Source organism: Bacteroides propionicigenes (assembly GCF_018390535.1).
In the GTDB taxonomy this organism is placed as follows: domain Bacteria; phylum Bacteroidota; class Bacteroidia; order Bacteroidales; family Bacteroidaceae; genus Bacteroides; species Bacteroides propionicigenes.
The window spans coordinates 61,309-83,963 of sequence record NZ_JAHBBW010000015.1; the positions used below are offsets into that span (position 1 = coordinate 61,309).

Annotated in this window: 10 protein-coding genes and 1 pseudogene; all 11 read right to left on the minus strand. The window is 43.6% G+C overall.

What is annotated here, in order from left to right; genetic code table 11:
- Nucleotides 1–62: 62 nt before the first annotated feature.
- The 11 genes and pseudogenes from KG118_RS15400 to KG118_RS15450 all read right to left on the minus strand — a co-directional run bounded on the left by KG118_RS15400 (nt 63) and on the right by KG118_RS15450 (nt 22,547).
- On the minus strand, nt 63–1,952 hold the full coding sequence (locus KG118_RS15400) for a TlpA family protein disulfide reductase (RefSeq protein WP_117712182.1): 1,890 nt from the start codon (nt 1,950–1,952) through the stop codon (nt 63–65).
- Between the two features lie 148 nt (nt 1,953–2,100).
- Nucleotides 2,101–3,368, minus strand: a pseudogene (locus KG118_RS15405) (sugar MFS transporter).
- A 12-nt stretch (nt 3,369–3,380) separates the two neighbouring features.
- Nucleotides 3,381–4,325 carry an ROK family protein gene (locus tag KG118_RS15410; protein ID WP_117712287.1) on the minus strand — a complete coding sequence of 315 codons (945 nt, stop codon included), beginning with the start codon at nt 4,323–4,325 and terminating at the stop codon, nt 3,381–3,383.
- Nucleotides 4,326–4,330: 5 nt separating this feature from the next.
- Nucleotides 4,331–5,959: a CehA/McbA family metallohydrolase domain-containing protein gene (locus KG118_RS15415; RefSeq protein ID WP_187120013.1), complete on the minus strand. Its 1,629-nt coding sequence runs from the start codon at nt 5,957–5,959 to the stop codon at nt 4,331–4,333.
- Between the two features lie 19 nt (nt 5,960–5,978).
- Entirely contained in the window at nt 5,979–7,589 is a 1,611-nt protein-coding gene (locus KG118_RS15420; protein ID WP_117712179.1) for a sulfatase family protein, read from the minus strand.
- 29 nt (nt 7,590–7,618) lie between these two features.
- Complete coding sequence (gene hepC / locus KG118_RS15425; RefSeq protein ID WP_117712177.1) at nt 7,619–9,619, minus strand: heparin-sulfate lyase HepC; 2,001 nt, start codon at nt 9,617–9,619, stop codon at nt 7,619–7,621.
- A gap of 28 nt (nt 9,620–9,647) precedes the next feature.
- A complete protein-coding gene (locus KG118_RS15430) occupies nt 9,648–10,925 on the minus strand; it encodes a DUF4995 domain-containing protein (RefSeq protein ID WP_117712175.1) in 1,278 nt (425 codons plus the stop codon).
- 212 nt (nt 10,926–11,137) lie between these two features.
- Nucleotides 11,138–12,808, minus strand: a complete 1,671-nt coding sequence (locus KG118_RS15435; RefSeq protein WP_117712173.1) for a RagB/SusD family nutrient uptake outer membrane protein — start codon at nt 12,806–12,808, stop codon at nt 11,138–11,140.
- Between the two features lie 18 nt (nt 12,809–12,826).
- Nucleotides 12,827–15,967, minus strand: coding sequence for a SusC/RagA family TonB-linked outer membrane protein (locus tag KG118_RS15440; protein ID WP_117712171.1), 3,141 nt, complete (start codon nt 15,965–15,967; stop codon nt 12,827–12,829).
- A 23-nt stretch (nt 15,968–15,990) separates the two neighbouring features.
- Complete coding sequence (locus KG118_RS15445; protein WP_117712169.1) at nt 15,991–18,231, minus strand: surface glycan-binding family protein; 2,241 nt, start codon at nt 18,229–18,231, stop codon at nt 15,991–15,993.
- Nucleotides 18,232–18,482: 251 nt separating this feature from the next.
- Nucleotides 18,483–22,547 (minus strand): hybrid sensor histidine kinase/response regulator transcription factor, encoded by a 4,065-nt coding sequence (locus KG118_RS15450; RefSeq protein WP_213388563.1) that lies wholly within the window; start codon nt 22,545–22,547, stop codon nt 18,483–18,485.
- Nucleotides 22,548–22,655 lie beyond the last annotated feature (108 nt).

The window sequence follows — 22,655 nt, forward strand, 5'->3', positions numbered from 1 at the left end:
CTATCCTATGGGATGTTCAGTATTGTAATACACCTCTTTATATTGGTCTTTGTACGTTAAGCTTAGTCGGTAACTTTCAATAACTCTTCTTTCATCTTTCCAATACCGGGAAAACCGGTCTGCTTGAATTTAATGTTTCCTTCACGGTCAACAACAAAGTATGTAGGAACTCCTCTGATTCCAAAACTTTTGTTTAAATACTCCCATTGTGCATTTGTCAGGCGGTAGTGCTCTCCATGAATATCGGGAATCATATTTTCCCAAGTTTTTAGCGGGGAAGTTTCTCCGGTGATGTATAGGTAAACGATGTCCTTATTTTTCAGTTCTTCTTTCATTGGAACCATCGCTTTGTTTGCCATGCGGCAAGGACCGCACCAAGTTGCCCAAAAATCCACTAAAAGAACCTTACCTCTGAATTTACTGATAATGGAGGCAAATAAATCTTCATTGGCTATCTGACCTGCCTCATTAATGGTAAAGCCTGACTTCTTCTTGTTATTCTCAATAGTCTGCAACAGCTGTTTGTTGGCTTGCAGTAATACTTGTTGATAAGCATCGGGCAGGGTACTGATTTCGGCTTTTTGGGTATCGGTCAGCGGGTTGAAATCTTTTATACCCTGATAAAGCAATGCCGTACGGGAAATGTCGAAAAATACGCCTTTATCTGTTTCCCATGCCCGGGCATAATCATCTTTGTGGCGCGCCGATACGATAACAGCATATGTATAAGGTTGTACAAGAGTAACTTGTGGCGTGTTCAGGTGTTTCAGTAATTCGGCAGGAATATAGTCTTTCGGCATGTTCTGATCTATTTTTCGGAAATAGTCTTCGGCTTCATTTCGTTCCAGTTTTTTTTGTTGCAGGGCGGCTTGTGTCAGCAGTCCCGGAGCTTGTGTTAAAACCTCGATGATATTCAAGTCCTTTTCAAAAGAGAGCAGTTGCTTGGCTCCTGCACTGAGATTGGCATTGTCTATCTCCTGTTGTATGCCTTTTGCTGTTTCTAATATATAACTTTTATAGGATGTTATATCCATATCACCGGCCTTTTCTATCAGGCTTTGGTAGTCGGTGATGATAGCTGTGTTGATGCGGTTTCTGTTTAGTTCCTCAGACAGGCTCGCCATCGGACCGTTGATGTAGGCGGGCTCCCCATAGGGCTTTTTGTTCTTGTGGAAAGTAGAATTCTTTCGGGATATCTCACGCAGGTTGATGTATAGTTCGCTGGTTTTTCCCGGTTCTACAAAGAAGTTGATGTTTGTGCCGAAGAGACTGAAGGCTGCCGGTGTGGTTCCTGTTATAGGGAAAGCAGTGCTGAAGCTTCCGTCTTGCTTGACTTCTACTGTCATGGGTTCCGTATAGCCTTTTATCGGTTCGTATAAGTACAGGGAGAGTTCCTTTGCCATGCTGGGATGATAATCCAGTAGTTTTCCTTTCACGGTAGTATTGCCATATTGAATGAGGGGAACGGGGAGTGTGGCTTCCTTATCCGCCGGATGGACCACAGCTTCTTTGGGTAATATCAGCTTCGGCAGTTCCTTGCTCTTCAACTGTATGCCCCAAATACTGAAAGCACCGTCAATGCCTTCTCCTTCTGTGAAGTCGATGGCAGTAACTTTGGCAGGCAGTGGCGGAAATACTAACTGGAATTCAGCTTCACCGGATTCCGGCATCCAAAATTCTTTGTCAGGAGTGATGCCTATACCCGAACGTAATAAATAGGTTTCTCCATTATTGTCTTGCAAATAACTGCCCGAAGCAATCCGTATCCAGTTTTTAGGACGGTATTTGGCATAGATGTGCAATACCGTAGCTGTGTCGCTAAGTATTATTTCACTTACTTCAATAGAAGTTGTGTTACGTACACAGAAAGGAGGTTTTTCAATAACCCGGTTCTTGGCTTGAATAGTACAACATAGCAACAAGCCGATGAGAAGAGATAGTGTTTGTCTCATAATGTATTGATCTTTTGTACCAAAAATACGGTTATTTTGTAGAAATGCAAGTTTTTGTGGGTTAATTGATGCAAAATGAAACAAAGAAAGAGGATATCTCAATACAAATATTGAGATATCCTCTTGTACTATATTCTTCTTTTATACCTTATTTATTTTTCTTGAAAAGTTCTTTCAGGCAAATCGTTTTGTTGTTGATGAGCGGATGTGCCCAAAAACCGATGAATGTGATATAACCTGCGAATACCAGAATAATCAACATACCGGTGCGTAGTGAAGTTGCGTCTGCCAGCATACTGATAATCATCGGGCCACCGGCTCCGCCTACGATAGCGGAACACAAGATACCCGCAAACGAACCGTGATGTTGCGATGCCGAGTTCAGGGCCAACGAGAATACAATGGAGTACATCATGGAAATGCTGAATCCGATAGCCGGGAAAGCAATGAGAGAAATCTCTTTATTTCCGAAGAGGGCGGTCAGCAATAAGATAATGGTTAATACTCCTGAAATTTGGAGCAAGCGCTTACTGTCAATCAGTTTCAATAATACCATACCTACCAGACAGCCTGCCGTCATCAGTCCCCAAAAGTAACTTACAGCTTGCGCACCTTCTGCCTGCGGGTTTACTCCGTGATATTGTTCAAGGAATGTGCTCATGAAGATAGAGGTTCCTTGTTCCGTGCTCACATAACAGAAGATGCCGAGGAAAAACAGCCATACATATTTCTGTTTGAATAGCGCCACGTAGGAATCTTTGGAACCGCTTTTCTCATCTTCTTTCAATTCGATTTTCGGGAAGCGGGAAAGCCCTACGGCAATCAGCATAATCAGTAACAGAAGAGTGAATACCCAATATAGTGAAACCCACGGCATATCAGCCGGAGTCATATCGGCTAAAAGGTCGATAAAGAAGCTCTTTCCCTCTGTATATATATCCGGATTGAGTTCGTGAATCAGGTACGTGTATACCAGAGGACTCAAGAAAGAAGCGATACCAAATACAAATTGGGCGACTTCCGCTACGAAGGCATAATTTTCTTCTCCTCCTACAACGCGTTGTAGCGGATTAAGTACGGTTTGTAACATAGCCATACCCAAGCCTATGATAAAAGAAGAAGCTAACAGGATAGGGTAGGTATGCACACAGGCGAACAGCGTGGTTCCGATGAACGGCATCAGGAATCCCAGAAACAATACCGGTTTCTCACCGAAACGGTCAATCATCAATCCGGCAGGGATGGACATGATGGCATAGGCAAGAAAGAAGTCGGGATAAACCCTGCCATTGCCAAATCGCTCAGATTAAAATTATGAATAATGTCCGGAATGAGTGGCCCCAGAATGTTAGTAATAAATGATATGGTAAACCAAAACGCCATGATGAGCGCCAGCATTCCTAAATTCTTTTTCATATTGTTTTGTGTTTAATGGGAGAATACCAGTGATGCAGCACCGATACTTCCTGCTTTGTTTCCTAAAGATGCAGCCATGATTCGGGTATTCACGGCACAATCCGCCATGGCGTAGCGATGTGCTTTCTCACTGACTTTCTGAATATAGAAGTCGCCGGCTTCGGATAGTCCGCCGCCTATTACGATACGTTGCGGACTGAAGATATTGATAAACCCGGCAATGCCGTGCCCCAGAAAATCGCAATGTTCCTCCAGACTCTCTGTTGCCAGTTTGTCTCCTTCTTTATAAAGACGTACAATAAGTTCTCCGTTGATTTCTTCATTCGGAAATGAAATACCGGATTCACTTGCCCGTTTGCTGAAACGGCGTACCAATGCAGAAGTAGATGCGTAATGCTCCAAACAGCCTACAGAACCGCATGCACAAGGTTCACCGTTGGCGATAAGAGGTACATGACCCAGTTCAGTACCCCGGTTGGCAAAACCATTGAACAGTTTACCATCAATAACGACTGCGCCGCCGATACCTGTACCTATGGTCAGGAAGACTACATTTCTTGCACCTTGCCCGGCGCCATACATTGTTTCTCCCAATCCCATCAGGTTGGCATCATTACCCATTTGCACAGGCAAGCCGGTTTCCGCTTCGATACGGTCGGCAAGATTCAGGTTTTCCCAGCCTTTGATGTTTTCTGCTCCGCCCAGTACGATGCGATTGGTTTCGTCTACAATACCGGGAGTGCCTATACCTATACCTTCTACTGCCACGCCAAGTTGTTGTGCCGAAGCCATTGTTTCTTTGCTGGCAGCTACTAATTGGCCGATTACTGCTTCTGCAGATACATCGGCTTTTGACGGTAATTTTCCTTGAAAGTGAAATACGCCTTCATTGTCAATAAGGGCGTATTTCACAGAAGTACCGCCAAGGTCAATTCCTATAGCGTATGTTTTACTCATAATCATCAAACTCTTTCAGCCCAAATCGGAGAACTCCATGCCCATTGTCCGTCACGCTGACGTACGCGTACGTAATAATAGTCTGTGTCACGTTGAGGCTCTTTGTCTTCCATATAATGTTCCACAGTGTAGCAGCTTTCAGGCATGGCGCGGTTAAAGAGGATGGCTTCGCTCAACCAGCCAATCATGAAGTGAGAACGAGAACCTTCAAGCAGTTCACCCAATGAGTGTTCGAACTTCTTGCCATTGAAGTCGGCAGTTAGTATTCCGTCTTTCGGCATTTCCAAGTCGAGGATTACTGCTTGCATAGCAGGAGTGGTGGTGTTAGGGTTCTTGCTGCTGTACAAATCCAGTTCCGTTTCTTTTTCACCAGCGGAGAGGATGCGGTTGACATGTGTCTTGAATTCTGTTTCACCTTCTTGGGGAGAAGTGAAAGCTGCACCGCGGAAACAGGGAGTAACACTTACGATACGACCTTTATTTATAGCTAATTTTCCTTGCCAGTGTACGTATTGCTCCTCGCGGTTCCAACCGAAATCAACTTTTACTTTGCAACGGATGGTATCACCTTCCGGTGCAATCGGGGTCAACGGACCGTTCATGCGAGCCAGTATCTGGCCGTTTTTTACAATATCTACATAATCTATGCAGCTTTCACCGGTTACATTCAAGTAAATACGGCGGCTGTTGCCACGAACGACATCACCCATGAAAGCATCGTTGAGGCGGAAGTCTATTAATATTTTGTCACCGGTAGCGGCACATACATGGCGGGTGCGAAGAGCTTCCCAAATAGCATCGCGAGTCAATGACGGTGCCATAACACCGATACGTCCGTCACCGTAGCTGCCCGGATAGCCGGAGTGTTGGTCGGTAGAAGCCATGATGCCGAATTTATGACCTTGGTCCAAACCGTATTGGATTGTTCCTTCCCATTGGCGCGGTCCCATGTCGTGCAGATACGGATAGTCGCCTTGGTCGCTTTCCGCCAAACCATGACGTGAGTACATTTCTACGAACGGAGTAATATCTCCTTCTGTAAAGCATTTCCAGTTGTAGCCGCGATAACCACCCTGATAACCCATATGGTGTGGAGTGACGAATACTTTATGCCCTTTGGCTTTCTCTTTCCAATCCTCGATAGAAGTACATTCCACAAGCGGTGCATCCAAATCATAGTTTAATGCTACGTGGTCGCCATGTTCCATGCTATGAGCCTCGTATCCGACGAAAGTGAGGAATTCTCCTTCTTTATTGTATTCGTTGCTCATCTTTACATACTTTTCATAGCCTCCCTCGCGTAAACGTTTGAAAGCTCCGGTGTGATAGTCGATTACCCACTTCAGACGCGGATCGTTTGCACCCGGAATATCCGGCCACATGGCGTGAGGCGTTACACTGACAAAGTCCAGTTGTCCTTTGGCGGCTTCAAAAGCATCGCGCATATCACCGTGTCCATAAGTGATGTTACAGTGATTGTGTAAGTCGCCCCAAAACATCTTGAGATTACTGGCTGACGGCATAATCTTTTTTGCTTCCTTACTTCCAGCTGCACAAGAACCGAGCAGGCTTCCTGAAGCTGCTAATCCAAGAAAAGACCAGCCTGTGTTTTTTAGAAAACTTCTTCTATCCATGATAATAAATTTAATGGTTTTATCTGTTTTTCATTAATCTTCTGTCACCTTTGAAAAGTACATTGACTTTTTCATCAGGGTCGTTGTCTTTATATTGCTTTTGAGTATCTTGCAACAGTTGCATTAACTCTTTCTGTTTTTCAGCGTATTCCGGTTTGCCAAACACATTGTTCATTTCGCGAGGGTCTGCTTTCATATCATACATTTCCCATTCATCAATGTCATTGTAGAAATGAATCAGCTTGAAGTCCTGTGTGCGAATACCGTAGTGGCGTTTTACCGAATGTTCTGCAGGATATTCATAATAATGATAGTAAGCTGCCTTGCGCCAGTCGGCAGGGATCTTGCCTTCATTTTCCAATATCGTTTTCATGGAAGCTCCCTGAATATCCGAAGGAATTTCCACTCCGGCAAAATCAAGGAAAGTCGGGGCGAAATCCACATTCATACAAATTGCATAGCTTGTGCTACCGGCTTTTATAGCTTTGGGATAGCGGATGATGAGCGGCATACGTTGACATTCTTCATACATAAAGCGTTTGTCAAACCAGCCATGTTCACCGAGGAAGAATCCCTGATCGGAAGTGTAGACTATGATTGTATTGTCCAATTCACCGGTTTTTTCGAGATAGTTCAGTAAACGGCCGATGTTTTCGTCTACGGACAATACCGTAGCCAGATAATCACGCATATATTGCTGATATTTCCAGCTGATTAACGCCTTGCCTTTCAGGTTGCCCTTGCGGTATTCGGAAATACGTTGCGCATATACCGAATCCCATTTGTCTTGCACCTCGGCGGGCATACGTTTGTACACACTGTAAAGTCTGTTGGTGGTATCTTTCAACATCTCTGCACGAGTCAGCAGCTTCAAGTCCCAGTCATTTGTCAAAGTATGCTCAATAGACATATCTTGTTCGCGGGCAGCTCTCCCACGTCCTTCGTAGTCATCAAACAAATTGGCAGGTTCAGGGAATGTCGTATTATTGAATATACCCAAATGGCGTGGAGCCGGCATCCAGTTACGGTGCGGAGCTTTTTGGTGATACATCATACAGAAAGGTTTGTTCTTGTCCCGGCTTTCCAGAAACTTGATGGCTTTGTCTGTTATGATGTCCGTGGCATAGCCCTTTTCTACAATATGCTTTCCGTCTTCCCAGAAATCGGGATCATAATAGTCTCCTTGTTCATGCTGACCGCTTAGAATACTCCAATGATCGAAACCTTGCGGCTCACTGATAAGATGCCATTTACCAATGATAGCGGTTTGGTAACCGGCTTGTTGGAGTAATTTAGGGAACGTCTGTTGGTCACCGTTGAAGGTGCTTGCATTATCTGTAAATCCGTTTTCATGGCTGAATTTGCCGGTGAGGATACATGCGCGCGACGGACCGGAAAGAGCATTGACAGCGTAACAATTGTCCATACGGATACCCTCATTAGCTATACGGTCCATGTTGGGGGTTTGCAGTAGATTTCCACCGTAGCAAGACATGGCTTGCGTGGTGTGATCATCCGTCATCATAAAGATTATATTCGGACGCTTGGGCTCTTCTTTTTTCTGGCCGGCACAAGAAGCAAGGCTTAATGTAGCTAACGGAAGAAGCAAATTGGAGAAATTGTTTTTCATAACTGGATTGATTTGCTGTAATTCGTATATTATAATTTGTAATTTAAAGACTGTTTCTTGCCATTTACTTTCACCTCTATTTCCAGTCCGTTTTCATTGAAAGTTTTGTTTTTGAACTTAGCGGATAATTTGGGGGCATCTGCGCTGTTCTTAATCGGACAGATAACGGTAATATAACGTACAGCATCTTCGCTATCTTTTTTAACATTGAATGATACGTTCATACGTTTGTAACGTTTGCGGTAGGCGGTTGAGCACCATCCCGGTTCTTTCTTCATCGTCATACCTTCGGGACCGAAGCATTGCAGTTTCATGTTGCTTCCTTCTTCAAACTGGGTGATGAAAGTCATGTCTTCGCGATTGTTGGCGATTTCACCTTTCGGCATCTGATAGTGCAGGTTGATAAAGCCTTTTTGGCTTCCTGCCATTTCGTCTACAATCACAAAGTAACTGTTGTTTACGAAGAATATGGAACGACGGTGTTTTAGATTTTTGTAACTTGGATTTTCGGTAACTAATATCTGTATATTACCTTCCGGTTGCCAAAGCTTAGTTACGGATTCAGTTTGTTCCAGATTCTTGTCATTCAGAGTAACAGTATTATGCACACAAGTCTGGCGATGCCAGTTGCGTTGTTCCATTACTTCTCCTTCACCGGCATATACATAAGAACCGGAATCAGGGAACAAGTTTTTGCCGTTGAACCAGAGTTCGAAAGTCCCGTTATCCGGTTGGCAATGCCAAAAGGCTTTCGGACCGGCTTTTACTACCATCTGTGTTCCATCCATTCCCCAAGAGTTACGGAATACAAAGAATCCGGACTTTAAGAACCCTTTGGAGAGATAATCGGGCAATGCACCTTCTTTACCCTCAGTGGCTAAATACTTGATGAACTGATTTTTCGGGAACATTTTACTCCAATTGCGATAATCTTTCAGCATTTCAGATTTAGAAGTCAGTTTTGCATCACTGAAACAGGGGTTGGTGTAGTCCGGGAAAGAAACATTGGCATAGAATACAATCATTTTTTCAATGGTATTCAGGTATTCTTTCGGAAACTCATTGCGAAAACCGTTCAAGTCGGCTATATTTAATGCTTTGCAGAATATATTGATTGCAGCAAGATGGTAGTGCGGGTCAAGCTCAAATTGTCCACCGTCATTGTAAACCTGTACATTGATTTCACGATTCATGATGTTGATGCCGCTCTTTCTCCAAGCGGCCGCTTCCTTAAATTCTGGGAAGAAAGCGCCGGCATAAATCATGCGCTGTGCTTCAAATAGCAGGTGATTACCTTGTGCGGAGTAATTACCTAATATGTGGATGGCATGTTTATGATAGTTCACAAGAAACTCGGTCAGGAATTCCGGAGTGAACGAGGGAGACGCGACAAACAGCTGGAATTGTGAGGTCTGGTCTTGCAGACGGTTACTTACTTCCAACGGACGCCATGCAAAACGCATATTTTCTACGTCACCTTTCAGTTGGCTGTCACCGGTCATTTCATATTCTTTCTTATCTATCTTTACTAACGGATTTTTTCTGATCCAGTCAATATATTGTTTAGTCCATTCTTTGGCATATTTTTCGTCACCACTCAGACGGTAAGCCTTACCCATGGGGGTAAACCATTTGTGGCGGTGCAGCTGCCAGCGCAATTCATTGTCCTTTACCGGCCAGTATTTCCAGTCGATGTCTTCACCGTAGTTGAATGACGGTTGATAGCCTTTATGGGCAAAGAATGTGTGTTGCAGAGCCTCGTCCGCCATTTTCTGTTCATCCTTGCTGATAGAGAGTTTCTTCAGATTGATGTCGGGCGTTTTCACGTTGGTGCGTGTACGATAGTAATTGAGCAATGCTTGGGCAGCTTCTGTATCCTTACCCTCTTGGTGTAAGGCTTTTACCTTCTCCAATCCGGGATAATCCAAATTGAGGAGTGAAAAAGCCTCTACTTTGAGCTCTTGGGCATTGGCTTTTCCGATGAAACAGACAAATGCCAACAGGAGTATATATTTAAAAGTCTTGTTCATAATGCTTGCAGATATATTATCGGGAATATTAGAGGCTGTTGTAACTGATACCTTCCAAATCCATAAAGCGCTTTAATGCTTCCAGATAGTAATAGTCGGCATAGTTCAGCGGAGTGTCAATTTCAGAACCGTTGGGCAATGAACCGGTGGAGTGCATTAGAATGAATCCTTGGTTTTCACCAGTTTTAGCCAGATAAGCATCGCTTGACAAACTCTTTAGAATTTTTTCTGCATAATCCAAGTATTTCTTTCCATCAGGTACCATTGTACTCAACTCTATCAGCGCAGAAGCTGTTACAGAAGCGGCAGATGCATCGCGGGGAGTTTCATTGGTAACGGGGGCGTCATAATCCCAGTATGGAATCGCATCATCAGTCTTGACACGTGCCATAATCATGTCGGCCACTTTTACGGCAAAATTTAAGAAAGTGGTATCTTTTGTTTCGCGATAGCAGGCAGTGTAGCCATACACAGCCCATGCCTGACCGCGTGCCCATGAAGAGTCGTCATTCTTACCCTGAAATGTTTGTCTTTTCTCTACTGTACCATCGTTGTTGTAACTAACGACATGCCAGCAAGTATAGTCAGGGCGGAAATGATTGTGCATGGTAGTCATGGCGTGTTTAACGGCAATGTCCTTGTAGGCGTTGTTACCGGTTTCTTTAGCCACATTAAACAGTAAATCCAAATTCATCATATTGTCGATGATAACAGGAAAATTCCAGGTACCGAAATCCCAAGAACGGATAGCTGCGATAGAATCGTTGAAACGTCCGCACAAATTATCAGCTGTTTCTTTCATTACGGCAGCAATTGTATCGTTAGGAGCCAGACGCTCTGCATTACCATAACTGCAATTTACCATGAAACCTAAGTCGTGTGTACCGGTGTAATAACGTACAGGATTCAGTAGGTTAGTATATTGGATAGCCCGTGCTTTTAGTGTATCGTTACCTGTCATCTCATAAGCATACCATAAAGAGCCCGGATAGAAACCGCTGGTCCAGTCGTAAACACTGCATAGGCGGCGTTTTCCCATTTGGTCGGCTGTCGGATGAGCACGGAGCGAGTCTTTAAAGGTTAGTGAGTCTCTTTCCAATTGCCTGCACAGAAAATTCATATCATAGCCAGTGCGGATGGAACGCGGCAGCATATTGGTGGATGAAATTTCTTCTGCGGTTAATTCTAATTGGGCGGAAGCTACATCCAGACCTTTTTTTATCCAACTGTAGTCTTTCTTAGGCTGTGTCTGGCATGATACTAAAGTCAGTGCACCCAAAGCTAAGAGAACAAGTTTCTTTTTCATGTTATTTGTTTTTTATGTAATTGATTTTAGTAGGTTTTGTAACGAAAGCAAAGCTAATGGATTCTTTATAGATTCAGTAGTAAGAATGTTGAAAAGGAGAATAATCCGTCTTTTCGGAATGTCACTTTTGTTGAAAAGTGTTTAGATAATCTCCAATATACCCCTTGGGGAGGTATATTGGAGATTTTATTAGAGGATAATCAGCAAGCTGATTACCATTTAGGGTTTTGTTTGAATTGGGTACATAAGTCCATTTCACGTTGCGGGATAGGCATCAATTCATGCTTGCCTTCTTCTGTATATTTTGCAACAACATAGTTGGCGCTTGAGTACCAGTTGGACAATTCATTAGATGTCTCCTGAATAGTCTTGTAGTAGATTCCCCAACGTACCAAGTCTAAGCGGCGATGTCCTTCGAATGCTAATTCGTAGGCGCGCTCTTTGCGAACGGCTTCGCGGAAAGCGGCTTCGTCCAGTCCTTCCGGCAGATCGCAGACCGAAGTATCGTCCGGATTGCCAAAACCACGGCGGCGAACTTTATTGATTGCGTCATAAGCCTCATCGGTAGGCCCGTGTTTCCATTCGTTTAATGCTTCTGCGTAAAGAAGCAATACATCTGCATAACGCAATACATACCAGTTTACATTGGATTTGTCATTATTAACGAAGCTGACAGTTTTGACATATTTCTCGATATCCCATTTTGCGGGAGTATAGTTCTGCTTTTCCTTTTGTGACTTTTCAGGGTCTTGATCTTTATCTAAAGCGGTAGCCTCGTCATCTGTTATTTTGGCTGCCCAATAGAAACGTCCGTTGGTTTCTTTATCACCATATTTGTAGTTGGCAACAGATAAATCGCGACGTAAATCACCGGCATTATTACCTTCTCTCCAATCTAACACGAAGGTATGAACCACTTTCATATTTCCGGCACAACTGCCGCTTTTACCCATGTTGACAGTGGTTTTTACTCCGTTCCATTTACCGATGCGTCCCACCGGGTCGCTGTTGTTTGAGTAAGTAGGTGAATAGAATGAGATTTCAATCAAGCTTTCGGTAGGATCCCAAACGCTGTTGCAGGTATTTTCCCACAGCTTTTTATAATCCGGCAATAAATCATGTTTGCCCGATTCAACAAGAATACTTGCTGTGTTGGCTGCATTCTCCCACTTGCTTGCATCTTTTGAAGCCCAAGTTGCATACACTTTGGTAAGTAAGCCTAAGGCTGCGCCTTTGGAGAAGCGGAAGCTGTTATCTTCCCGGTAAGTATCGTCTTTTGCATAAGGCAATACTTCGCTGGCATAGGTCAAATCATCTTCAATGAATTTGTATACATCTATCGGGTCTGCCTGTACAAAAGTGTTCGGGTTTTGGTTGGACATTTGGGTACTGGTCATCAGAGGTATATTTTCATAGCGGCGTACCAACTCAAAGTAATACATGGCTCTCAGAGCTCTGGCTTCTCCCATATAGATGGTAGCCAGTGCTTTATCTTTCTCTGAGTAGGTGTTTATCTTGGCAGAGACACCTTCCAGAAAGTCATTGGCTCTGTATATGCCGGTGTAGAGAGACTCCCACGTTTGTTGTACTTCTGCTTGTGTAGTGGGGTAGGCATTGGTAGGCAGAATACGGAAGTTCTCCGTCGTGCTTCCTTCTACTTGTGCGATGTCTGTTCCCATTGAGAAGTAAATGGACATATTGTATCCATACATGGCGTCTCTTACGTTGGTAAGGTAGATACCAAGCAAAACATTCTGCGCTTCACCCGCATCGTTCAGGTAGTTTTCCTTTTCTACTTCAGTGCTGATTTCTTCTTCCAACGAACAGGCGGCAGGAAGCAGACACATTGCTGAAAGAGCTATATAGTATATTAATTTTTTCATATTATCTGTTTTTATGAATTAGAATTGAAGATCTATACCGAATGTAAACACTCTACTCTTAGGATAAGCACCCCAGTCCAGTCCCGGTCTCATCGGGTCGTTCAAACTGTTTACTTCCGGGTCATATCCGCTATAATTGTTCCAACAGAACAGGTTTTGGCCTGTTGCGTAAACACGCAGTTTGGATACATAGAACTTGCTGGTCCATTTTTGGGGCAGGGTATATCCTAAAGTGATGTTCTTGAGACGCAGGAACGAGCCGTCTTCAATGAAGCGGGAGTATACGTCGTTGGTGATGTAACCGTCGAATGCAGGTACCAAGTTGGAAGCATTGGTCGGGCTCCAACGGTCTGCTACTTCGGCAAGCATATTTCTGCGCGAACTTCTGGATTGGGTAGCATACAGGCGTGTAGCGTTATAAATGTCATTGCCATAGTTAAATTGGAACATGAAGCTGAAGTCGATTCCTTTATATTCCAGTGTATTGGTGATACCGCCAAACCATTTCGGCATGGCATTACCAATTACGGTACGGTCTGCCGTCGTAATTTTGCCGTCACCGTCCTGGTCTTTATATTTCACTACACCGGGTCTTACGCCACCTGTGTAACGTGTGTTATTGGTGATTCCGTCTTTCAGTACTAACTGACCGTTCGTGTTGGTATAGAAATCGTCAGCCTGATAAATTCCATCGAATTCATAACCGTAAATCAAGCCTAACGATTCACCTACTTTGGCTATATAATCATCACCGGTAAAGTTTGAATCAAAGCCGGAGCGGGCAAGTCTGTACTGTTCACCGGAAGAAAGCGCTTCCAATGTATTCTTGATAAATGAAATGTTGAAGTTGGTCTGCCAGTTGAAATCCTTGGTCTGGATGTTGGTAGAGCTTAAGCTAAGTTCGATACCTTTATTCTGGATTTTACCGATGTTCTGCCATTGTGAGCTGAACCCGGTAGCGTGTGCCAATGACTGTGCCAGCAATAAGTCTTTGGTGTTCTTGATGAAGAAGTCGGCTGTTACATTCAGACGGTTGTCAAAGAAACCTAAGTCAACACCTAAGTTCACAGTGCTTGAACCTTCCCATTTCAAATCGGAGTTTTTGAGTTGCTTCGGAGTCAATACAGTTACGGTATTGGTTCCCACACCGTATTTATTATCCGTGTACAGGTCCATAGACAGATAGTTGGTGATACGGTCGTTACCGACAACACCCCAACCAAAGCGGACTTTGAAATTGGACATCCATTCGAGGTCTTTCATGAAGGCTTCTTCGGATACACGCCATGCGGCAGAGAAAGAGGGGAAAAAGCCCCATTTGTTCTTTTGTGAGAATACGGTAGAACCGTCGGCACGTACAGTGGCAGTCAGCAAGTATCGGTTGTTGTAGCTATAGTTGGCACGGGCAAAGAAAGAAAGCAACATCTTTTCGTTGTAGCCGCTTTCTACCTTACTGGGAACAGCTCCTAACCCTAAATTGTTATTTCCCAAATTGTCAAACGGGAAGTCCATAGCTTCACCCAATAAGTGTTCACTATTTCTGTAAGATACTTCATGACCTAACATAATGTCGTAATTATGCTTTTGGATTTTTTGTTTCCAAGTCAGGGTGTTGTTATTACTCCAACGTACGTCACGTCCCATTTGGGTACGTCCGTATGGCTTTTGACCGTTACGGTAAGCTTCTTTTGAACCGTCTCTGTAGAAGATGTCTATGCGGTTATTGGTGGTATTGTAAGTCCCGGCAGTTTTGAAGGTTAATCCTTTGATGATATCCCAAGTAAGAGCACCGTTTGCCGACCACATTTCGGCACGCTTGTTATTGGTTACGGATTCTGTTTGCTTCACTGGATTTACCTGTGCCAAACTTTCACCGGTTTCCAGCATTTCGGGGTCGATGGCAGAGTTCAGCAATGCTTCGTCAGTCAGTTTAAGACCGCCGGTAGGGCGGGCGCTCAATATTTGTGCCAACATATTGAAACGTCCTGAATCGGCAGAAGTACCCGCACCTTTACGGTTGGTTTGCGCATAGTTTACGGTTACGTTGAATGAAACTTTCTTATTGATTTTCTGATCGAGACGGAACTTGGCAGTTGTTTTGTCGAAACCGCTGTTTTTGAAAATTCCGTTTTCAATATAACGTGAGAATGAAGCATTGTACTTGGTGTTATCATTACCGCCTATCAATGACAGGTTATGGTCTTGTGACCAAGTAGGGTTGAAAGTTTCGCCCTGCCAGTCTACACCGCCAAGACCGATATAGTCTTCAAGTGACTGATAGCGGTAAGGCGTACCATCCTCATCGTTTCCTTCTTTATAGTATCCGGTACTCAATTCCGGTTTTACTTCCCCTTGTAATTTTACGAATTCGTAGGGAGAGAGCAAATCCAATGTTTTTGAAATCTTGCGGTAAGTAGCGGAACCGTTGTAGGTAACGACGGGCTTGCCTGATTTACCGGATTTGGTTGTAATCAATACTACGCCATTGGCGGCACGCGCACCGTAGATAGCCGAGGAAGAGGCATCTTTTAATACTTGGATAGATTCAATATCGGAGTTGGACAGATAGTCTATGTCCGATACTTCAAAACCGTCTACAATGTAAAGAGGGGAGGCATCACCGGTCAATGTACCCACACCGCGGATGCTGATGTTGAAACCTGCACCCGGAGTACCGTCGGTAGAAGTGATTTGTACACCGGCAATCTGACCGCCTAATGCTCCGGCAATAGAACTTGTCTGAAAGCCTTCCACGTCTTTGGCAGATACCGAAGACACGGAACCGGTAAGGTCGCTTTTCTTCATTGTGCCGTAACCTACCACTACAACTTCATCTAACGTTTTGCTGTCGGGAACCAATTTAATGGTAAGTTGGGTTTTACCTTGTATTTTTACTTCTTGTGTCAGATAGCCAATGTAGCTGACAACTAAAGTTGCGTTCTTGTTTGCTGTCAGGGTAAAGTTACCGTCTAAATCGGTAGCTGCACCGGCCTGTCCGCCTTTAACTTGAACAGTTGCACCGATAAGGGGAATATCGGTTTCGTCAATGACAACTCCTTTCACGGTCACACCTTGTGCAAAGGTGATAATGGAGACGAGGAGAGCCAAGAGGGTGATATACCCTCTTTTGCTCAATGTATGATATGTTGGTTTATACATAATTATATTATTGTTTTGTTAGATTAAAAGTTTTCGTCGAACCAGATGGCAACAGGATTGAGCTTAGTTCCTGCATTGAGTTTAGATTCATCTCCTTGAGGTTGGCATGTCATACTACCTATAAGCACTCCATTTGCATAAGTTCCGTCTGCAGATTTCCATTTATCAGGGTTGATAACTATAGCTTTGGTTTCAGGATTTACATATCCTAATAATATATCAAGATGTTCTCTATTGATATATTTAGAAATATCATAGTACGACATAGGCTTTTTAGCACCATAGTTGGGTGTAAGCCCCATCTCATTCCAGCAGGCTGTCCAAACATCTCTCATGAAGTTATCAGGTTGCTGTGGGGTGCAACTTGTTTCTTCTATTAAATCGATTGTGTAGAAATGGAAATCTCTGCGATAATCTACTTTTAAAAGATTTTGGTCAGGACATTGAATTGTGAGTTTTCCAGCAGAATACTTACCAGTCTTAGAATTGACTTGAAGAACAAAAGGACGATAGTCTAACATAACTCCATCTCTGTTGCTGATATTGGATCTAATGAATATGGGTGCTGTTACAGAGTAAGCTAAATCTCCTTCACCGCAAGTCGCTTTTACAACAAGCATACCGATATTCATCATAGGTACACTTCTACCATCTGGATTTTTTTGGCTGAAGTCATAATACTGAAATTTTGCATTTGAGAAATTTATTGCTCCTGTATTGGCGTCTATTGTAGCTCCAATTCCAGTAACATAATCATTTATGTCGGTTTCTTTTGATTTAACTGGCTTCTTGACAAGAATTTCCCATTTAGCCGATTTCCCAGCTGGAAGAGTTGTTTTTGGCATTAATATTGTTCCATGGAAGGCTTCTTCTGTATCATAGGCAAATTGATTGGCATAATCGTTTTCCGGAGACAATCCTATGTTATTGCCATAATGGAATGTAAACTTATTCGGATTCGCCTTTATTACTAATGGGAAAGAAATTGTAACTTCCCCTTTCGGATTAGTTGCTTTTACCTTAACCGTATAATCATTAGGTACTAATGTGTTATTCTCTGCAATAGTAATGCTACCGCTAACCTTATCAATGCTTATTCTTTTCTTTTCAATTTGGTCTTTGATAGCACCTTCATTATCAGAAAAGTCAAATATTACCTCGTCTCCAATAAAACCGTCGGCTAATGGTATGGTATATCCTTTTCCTTCGTAAGTTTCGGGAATCTCGTATTTGAATTTTTCCGGGACAATAGGAGCAATAAAATCTACTACTGTAACAATATAGGCTTCGGGGAAGTCTGCATTTCCGTATTCATTCGTAACGGTAACATCTACTTTATATATATTACCGATAGTAGTCAGAACATTCTCCGCAATGGTAATCTTACCGGTTGTTGCATCTATCGTGAACCCGGATATTTCGGGGGTAATGGATTTGATAGCATAAGTTCTACCTTCCAAAGAACCTTGTATAGTCGGTAATTCTGATTCGTGTGCTGTCATTCTTTCTACTCTTACCTCGTTTGGAGTGTACAGTAAGTTCAGAGGTTTGGAGATGACATTGAAAGTTACAGCATCTGCATAGAGGTGTTCGCCGGCTTTTGTCTTTAGCTTTAAGCTTATTACATACTTCTCTCCCGGAATGATATTGTCTTTCTTGTCAGGATTGAACGTGATAATGCCGTCGTTAGAGATAGTGAAGTACTTTAAATACTCTTTGCTTTCATCTTCCGCAATAGAATATCCGGTGATGCTTACATGCTTTTCTGTGTCGGTTGTGACTTGTGCACCGGCTTCCCACCACTTTTTATCTTCCATTTTTACAACTACTTCGGCAGGAGTAACTGTTACACCTTCGGGTACAGCCAGTAGCATATTAATCTGGACTGCATCTTTAAATTCAAAGTACTTGCCGTTAGAGTAGCAGCCTACACTGATGGCGTAAAGTCCGGTAGCAAGATTCTCTGTGTTCTGGATGTTGATAGCACCGGTTTCGGCATCTATTACAAAACTTTCGGTTGTGCAGGCTTCGTCATTGAGCGTAATGCCTGTGATAGTGAAGTCATAGGGAGCGCTACCTTTATAAGTAGGTGCTTCCAGTGTGTACGCCATAGAAGGACCTATGTCCGTTACACCATAATAATGAAGAATAAATCCCGTTGAGTCCGTTGTCTCCGTTTTGTCACAAGAGGCGCAGACTAAGGCCAATGCTATTATAGCAAAGACCTTTAGTGACCTTGAGATGGTTAACAATTTGGTTTTCATGTTAAAAACAGTTGTTGGTTTTTATTAGTAAAAATTCGATTTTTATGCAGCAAAAATATAATATTTGCTCGTGGATGTTAACACGCTTTGTTTCAGCTTTCTTTGAAAACCGAATATTATTATCAGAGTTGTTGAATGAAATATTAGATTTGTTGAAAACCGCCGTTCAAACCATTCTAAGTGAAAAAAATATGAATAGAGGAAAAAAATTTTTGATGTACATCAAACGGAATTATCTCCCCTTTCATCCGCTATCCTTTCGATTTCTTTATGTATTCTGTCGGTAGGCAGCCTATGTATTTCTTGAAGCAAGTAGCAAAATAGGAAGATGAATTGAACCCTACCATGCTGCTGACTTCGGCTACCGTATAGCGTCCGCTCTTTAGCAGTTCCGTTGCTCTTTTGAAACGCACCTTGCGGATAAAGTCGATGGCGGATTCTCCTGTGATTGCTTTCAGCTTTAAGTGCAGGTTGGAGCGGCTCATGTTCATCTTTTGTGCAAATTCGTCGGTAGAGAATTCTATATTGTCTATGTTCTCCTCCACAATTTTCACGGCACGTTTCAGTAGCTCTTCGTCCATGACATTGAAAGTAATTTTTTCCGGTTCCACTTCCAGTGACTTAGCATATCGTTCGAGCATGTGGCGGCGGGTACGCATCATGTTCTGTATCTTGGAGGTGATGACGGCTATGGCGAAAGGTTTGGGGATATAATCGTCCGCTCCTACTTGCAATCCTTCCAGCTGATCTTTTATGTCGGTTTTGGCGGATAGGATAATAACCGGGATATGGCAGGTACGGATGTTTTGTTTTACATTCTTGCATAACTTGATACCGTCCATTACGGGCATCATGACGTCAGTGATGATGATGTCTATTTCATTATCTTTCAGCTTTTCCAATGCTTCTTCACCGTTGCCGGCTTCCAGTGTGTTGAACAAATCAGACAAGCCGCTGCACAGATAGTGGCGGATTTCCTGATTGTCTTCTACTATAAGGATGGTACCCCGTTTCTTATCGCCGGTTTCCAGAACTTTATTTTCCACTTTCTCCGTATCGATGAAGTACATGTCTTTGGAGTTGGTGGAGTAGACTTGCTCTTCTTCCTCCGGGCGGTTGGAGTCAGCCCGTTCGGACAGTTTGTAAGCCGAAGGGTCTTGTGGCAGATAGACGGAGAAAGTACTGCCTTTGCCTTCTTCGCTTTCCAGTTCAATACGTCCATGATGCAGCTCTACCAGACGTTGAACCAGTGAAAGGCCTATTCCGCTTCCTATATGCTGACTTTCTATCTGATAGAAACGCTCGAATACCTTTCCCTGTTTGTTGATGGGGATACCGATACCGGTGTCACTGACTTGCAGTATCAGCCAGTTCTCCTCTTCTTTCAGGGTTACGGTAATGCTTTTTCCGTTGTCCGTATATTTAAAGGCATTGGATAGAAGGTTGTTGATAATCAGCTCCAAATAGTTAGGGTCGAAAAGCTCCTCTCTGTCTTCCAGTTCCGAATGGAAAGCATAACTGATTTCTTTGTGGCGTGCCAGCTTATCGTAATACAGGAAGTTTTCGCGTATCAACCGGTAAGCATTTCCTTTCTTTACTTTCAGTTCGAATACTCCGAGTTCCGCACGGCGGTAGTCCATGAGTTGGTTGACCAGATGAAGCAGGCGGTTGGCGTTTCGTTGGATATATTCCAGTTGATTACGGGTCCAGCGGTCGTTGATTTTACTGATGACCTCCTGCAGCGGTGCTAATATCAGGGTTAGCGGAGTACGGAGTTCGTGTGAGATATTGATGAAGAAGCGCATCTTCATCTGGTTGATTTCCTCCCGATGTTCTTTGTCGCGACGTTCTATTTCGAGTTCAGCTTCCATGCTCTTGCGTAGCCAGAAGAAGCGGAATACAAAAGTTATGAAGCCGATGAATGTGGCGAAGAACAGGAGGATAGCCCACCAAGTTTTGTACCATACGGGCAGTATTACGATTTCCAGTACGGTTGGTGTGGCATTCCATTTGCCGTCGTTGTTGGCGGCTTTCACCATAAAGTTATAAGTGCCTTGCGGCAGATTGGAGTAGGAGACAGTACGTTTGTCCGTGAGGTAGTACCATTCTTTGTCGTACCCGTCCAATTTATAGGCAAAGGTGTTGTGCTGCCCGGAGATATAGTTTGATACGACAAACTCCAGCGAGAAGGCCGTTTGCCAAGATTTCAGCGTGATGCTCTTTGTGTCGCTGATATTCTTGGTGAGAATACCGGTTTCATCGTCCGGGCGGACAGTTTTGTTGAAAAGTTCCAGTTTGGTGATTACAACCGGGGGCGTATAGGGATTGTCTAACAATAATTCCGGGCGGAAAGTGGTGAGTCCGTTTATGCCGCCAAAGTACATTTCACCATTGGAGGTGCGGCAACAGGAAGAGGTGTTAAACTGGTTGCTTTGCAGACCGTCAGCTTCCGTAAAGCTGCGAAATTTCTCGGTTTCCGGATTGAAGCACGAAATGCCACGGTTGGTACTCATCCACAAGCGGCCGTAAGAATCCTCAAGTATGCCATAGACCACGTTGTTGGGCAGACCATTGGCTGTGGTGTATCGTTTTATCTGCTTGTCTTTCTCGTTGAAGCAATAAACGCCTTCGCGCGTACCTATCCAGATTATACCGTTGGTAGCTTCGTAAATATAGTTTGTGAATGCTTTGATAGTAGCGGATGAAGGCAAAAGCGATATGTGCTGTATATCTGTGCCGTGTTGCCTGAATACGGATACACCTTCCTCGCTCCCTACCCAAAGGCGTTTCTGTGAATCGCGAAATAAGGTTGTAATCTTTTGGAAAGAAATCGGTGTCCCGTCATTTTCTTGGTTTATGGTAATAAAGTTCCGTTTCTCCGGGTCGAAGTGCACTAATGCACTTAATGTACCCAGAAGGAAGTTATTGTCTTGGTCGGGGAGAATGGCATACACGTTTTCGTTGACCAGCTTGCTGTTGCTTTGGTTGAAGTTTTCCATGCGTCCGTTGCTGCGGTGCAGGATACTCAAACCACCGGCATGGGCGCCTATATATACTAATCCTCTCTGTTCGTCTACGTATACGGATTTGATATTGTTGGAACCGAAGCCGTCTTCACGCTGGCTTTCTTGCAGGGCGTAGTGAACGAACTGTTGGGTGGTGGGAATGTAGAGATTCAGTCCGCCGTCATTGGTCCCTATCCATAAGTTTTTTTGTTTGTCTTCAACGATGCAGCTTACGACATTATCGCTTAAAGAATTCTTGAAAGGAATACTTTTTATATTCTTAAAACGGTTGCGGATAGGATGGTAGTAGTTTAGTCCGCCGAAAAAGGTGCCTAACCACATACCGCCTTGCGAATCCATGAAGATGCTACGTACCGAGCGTTGCGACAGGCTGCCGCTTTCTATGGGATTGCTGCTGTAAGACATGAAAGAGTCGTTCCCTTCATGGTAGATATTAAGATCGTTGAAAGTGCCTATCCACAAGCGGTTTTGTGAATCCAGCGCCAATGAACGGATGTAATTGGAACTGATGCTTTGCGGATTGGAAGGAGAATGTTTGTAGGCCTTGACTTCCCGGGTCTTGGGATTGACAAGGAAAAGGCCTGACCCTTCTGTTGCCACCCATATGCGGGTGGGCGATTGTTGAAGTATGCTTTGAATCTGCTTGCTGTTTGGTATGTAAGTGAGCTTTTCAAACTTCTTCTGTGAAATGGAATAGTTGTATATCCCGTCTTTGGGTGTGCCAATATAGATTTGCTCGCCATATCTGTAAAGGGTAGATGCGACTATTTGGCGCATTGTGGAGCTGAGGGCGTTGTCTGCAAATTGGGAGGAGGGGATGTCGAACATGGTCAATCCCTCTAATGTGCTGACAAGCAACAGCTCCGGCGATACTTCTACAATACCGGTGATTTGCAAACGCTTGTCGTTCTTTTCATAGAAGAAGTTTTGAAATCTGTCTTTCTCCTCATCGTAATAGGACAAGCCGTCACGAGTGCCTATCCATACGCGTCCTTTACTGTCGGTCATAACAATGCGGGCTATGTCGTTGGCGATACTGTTCGGGTCGCTCTCATCGTGCTGATAAACAGTGAATGCGTATCCATCGTATTTATTGACACCGTCGTAAGTGGCAAACCACATATTGCCGAGCTTGTCTTGGGCTATGGAGAATACAGTGCTCTGCGACAAGCCGTCATTAATGGAAATATAAGAGAAGTTTATCTGTCCCCAAGCTTCTGAATAAGCATAAGAGACTCCTGCCGTACATAAAAACAACAGGAGGGCTGCTATCTGTTTAAGATTACTCATTATAAAACCGTAAAATTTATGATGGACCAAAGATAGTGATATCTTTCAAAATTTCTGTTAGGTTATGGATGATTTGCACAAATATAGGGTTTTCTGAAACAAATGGGG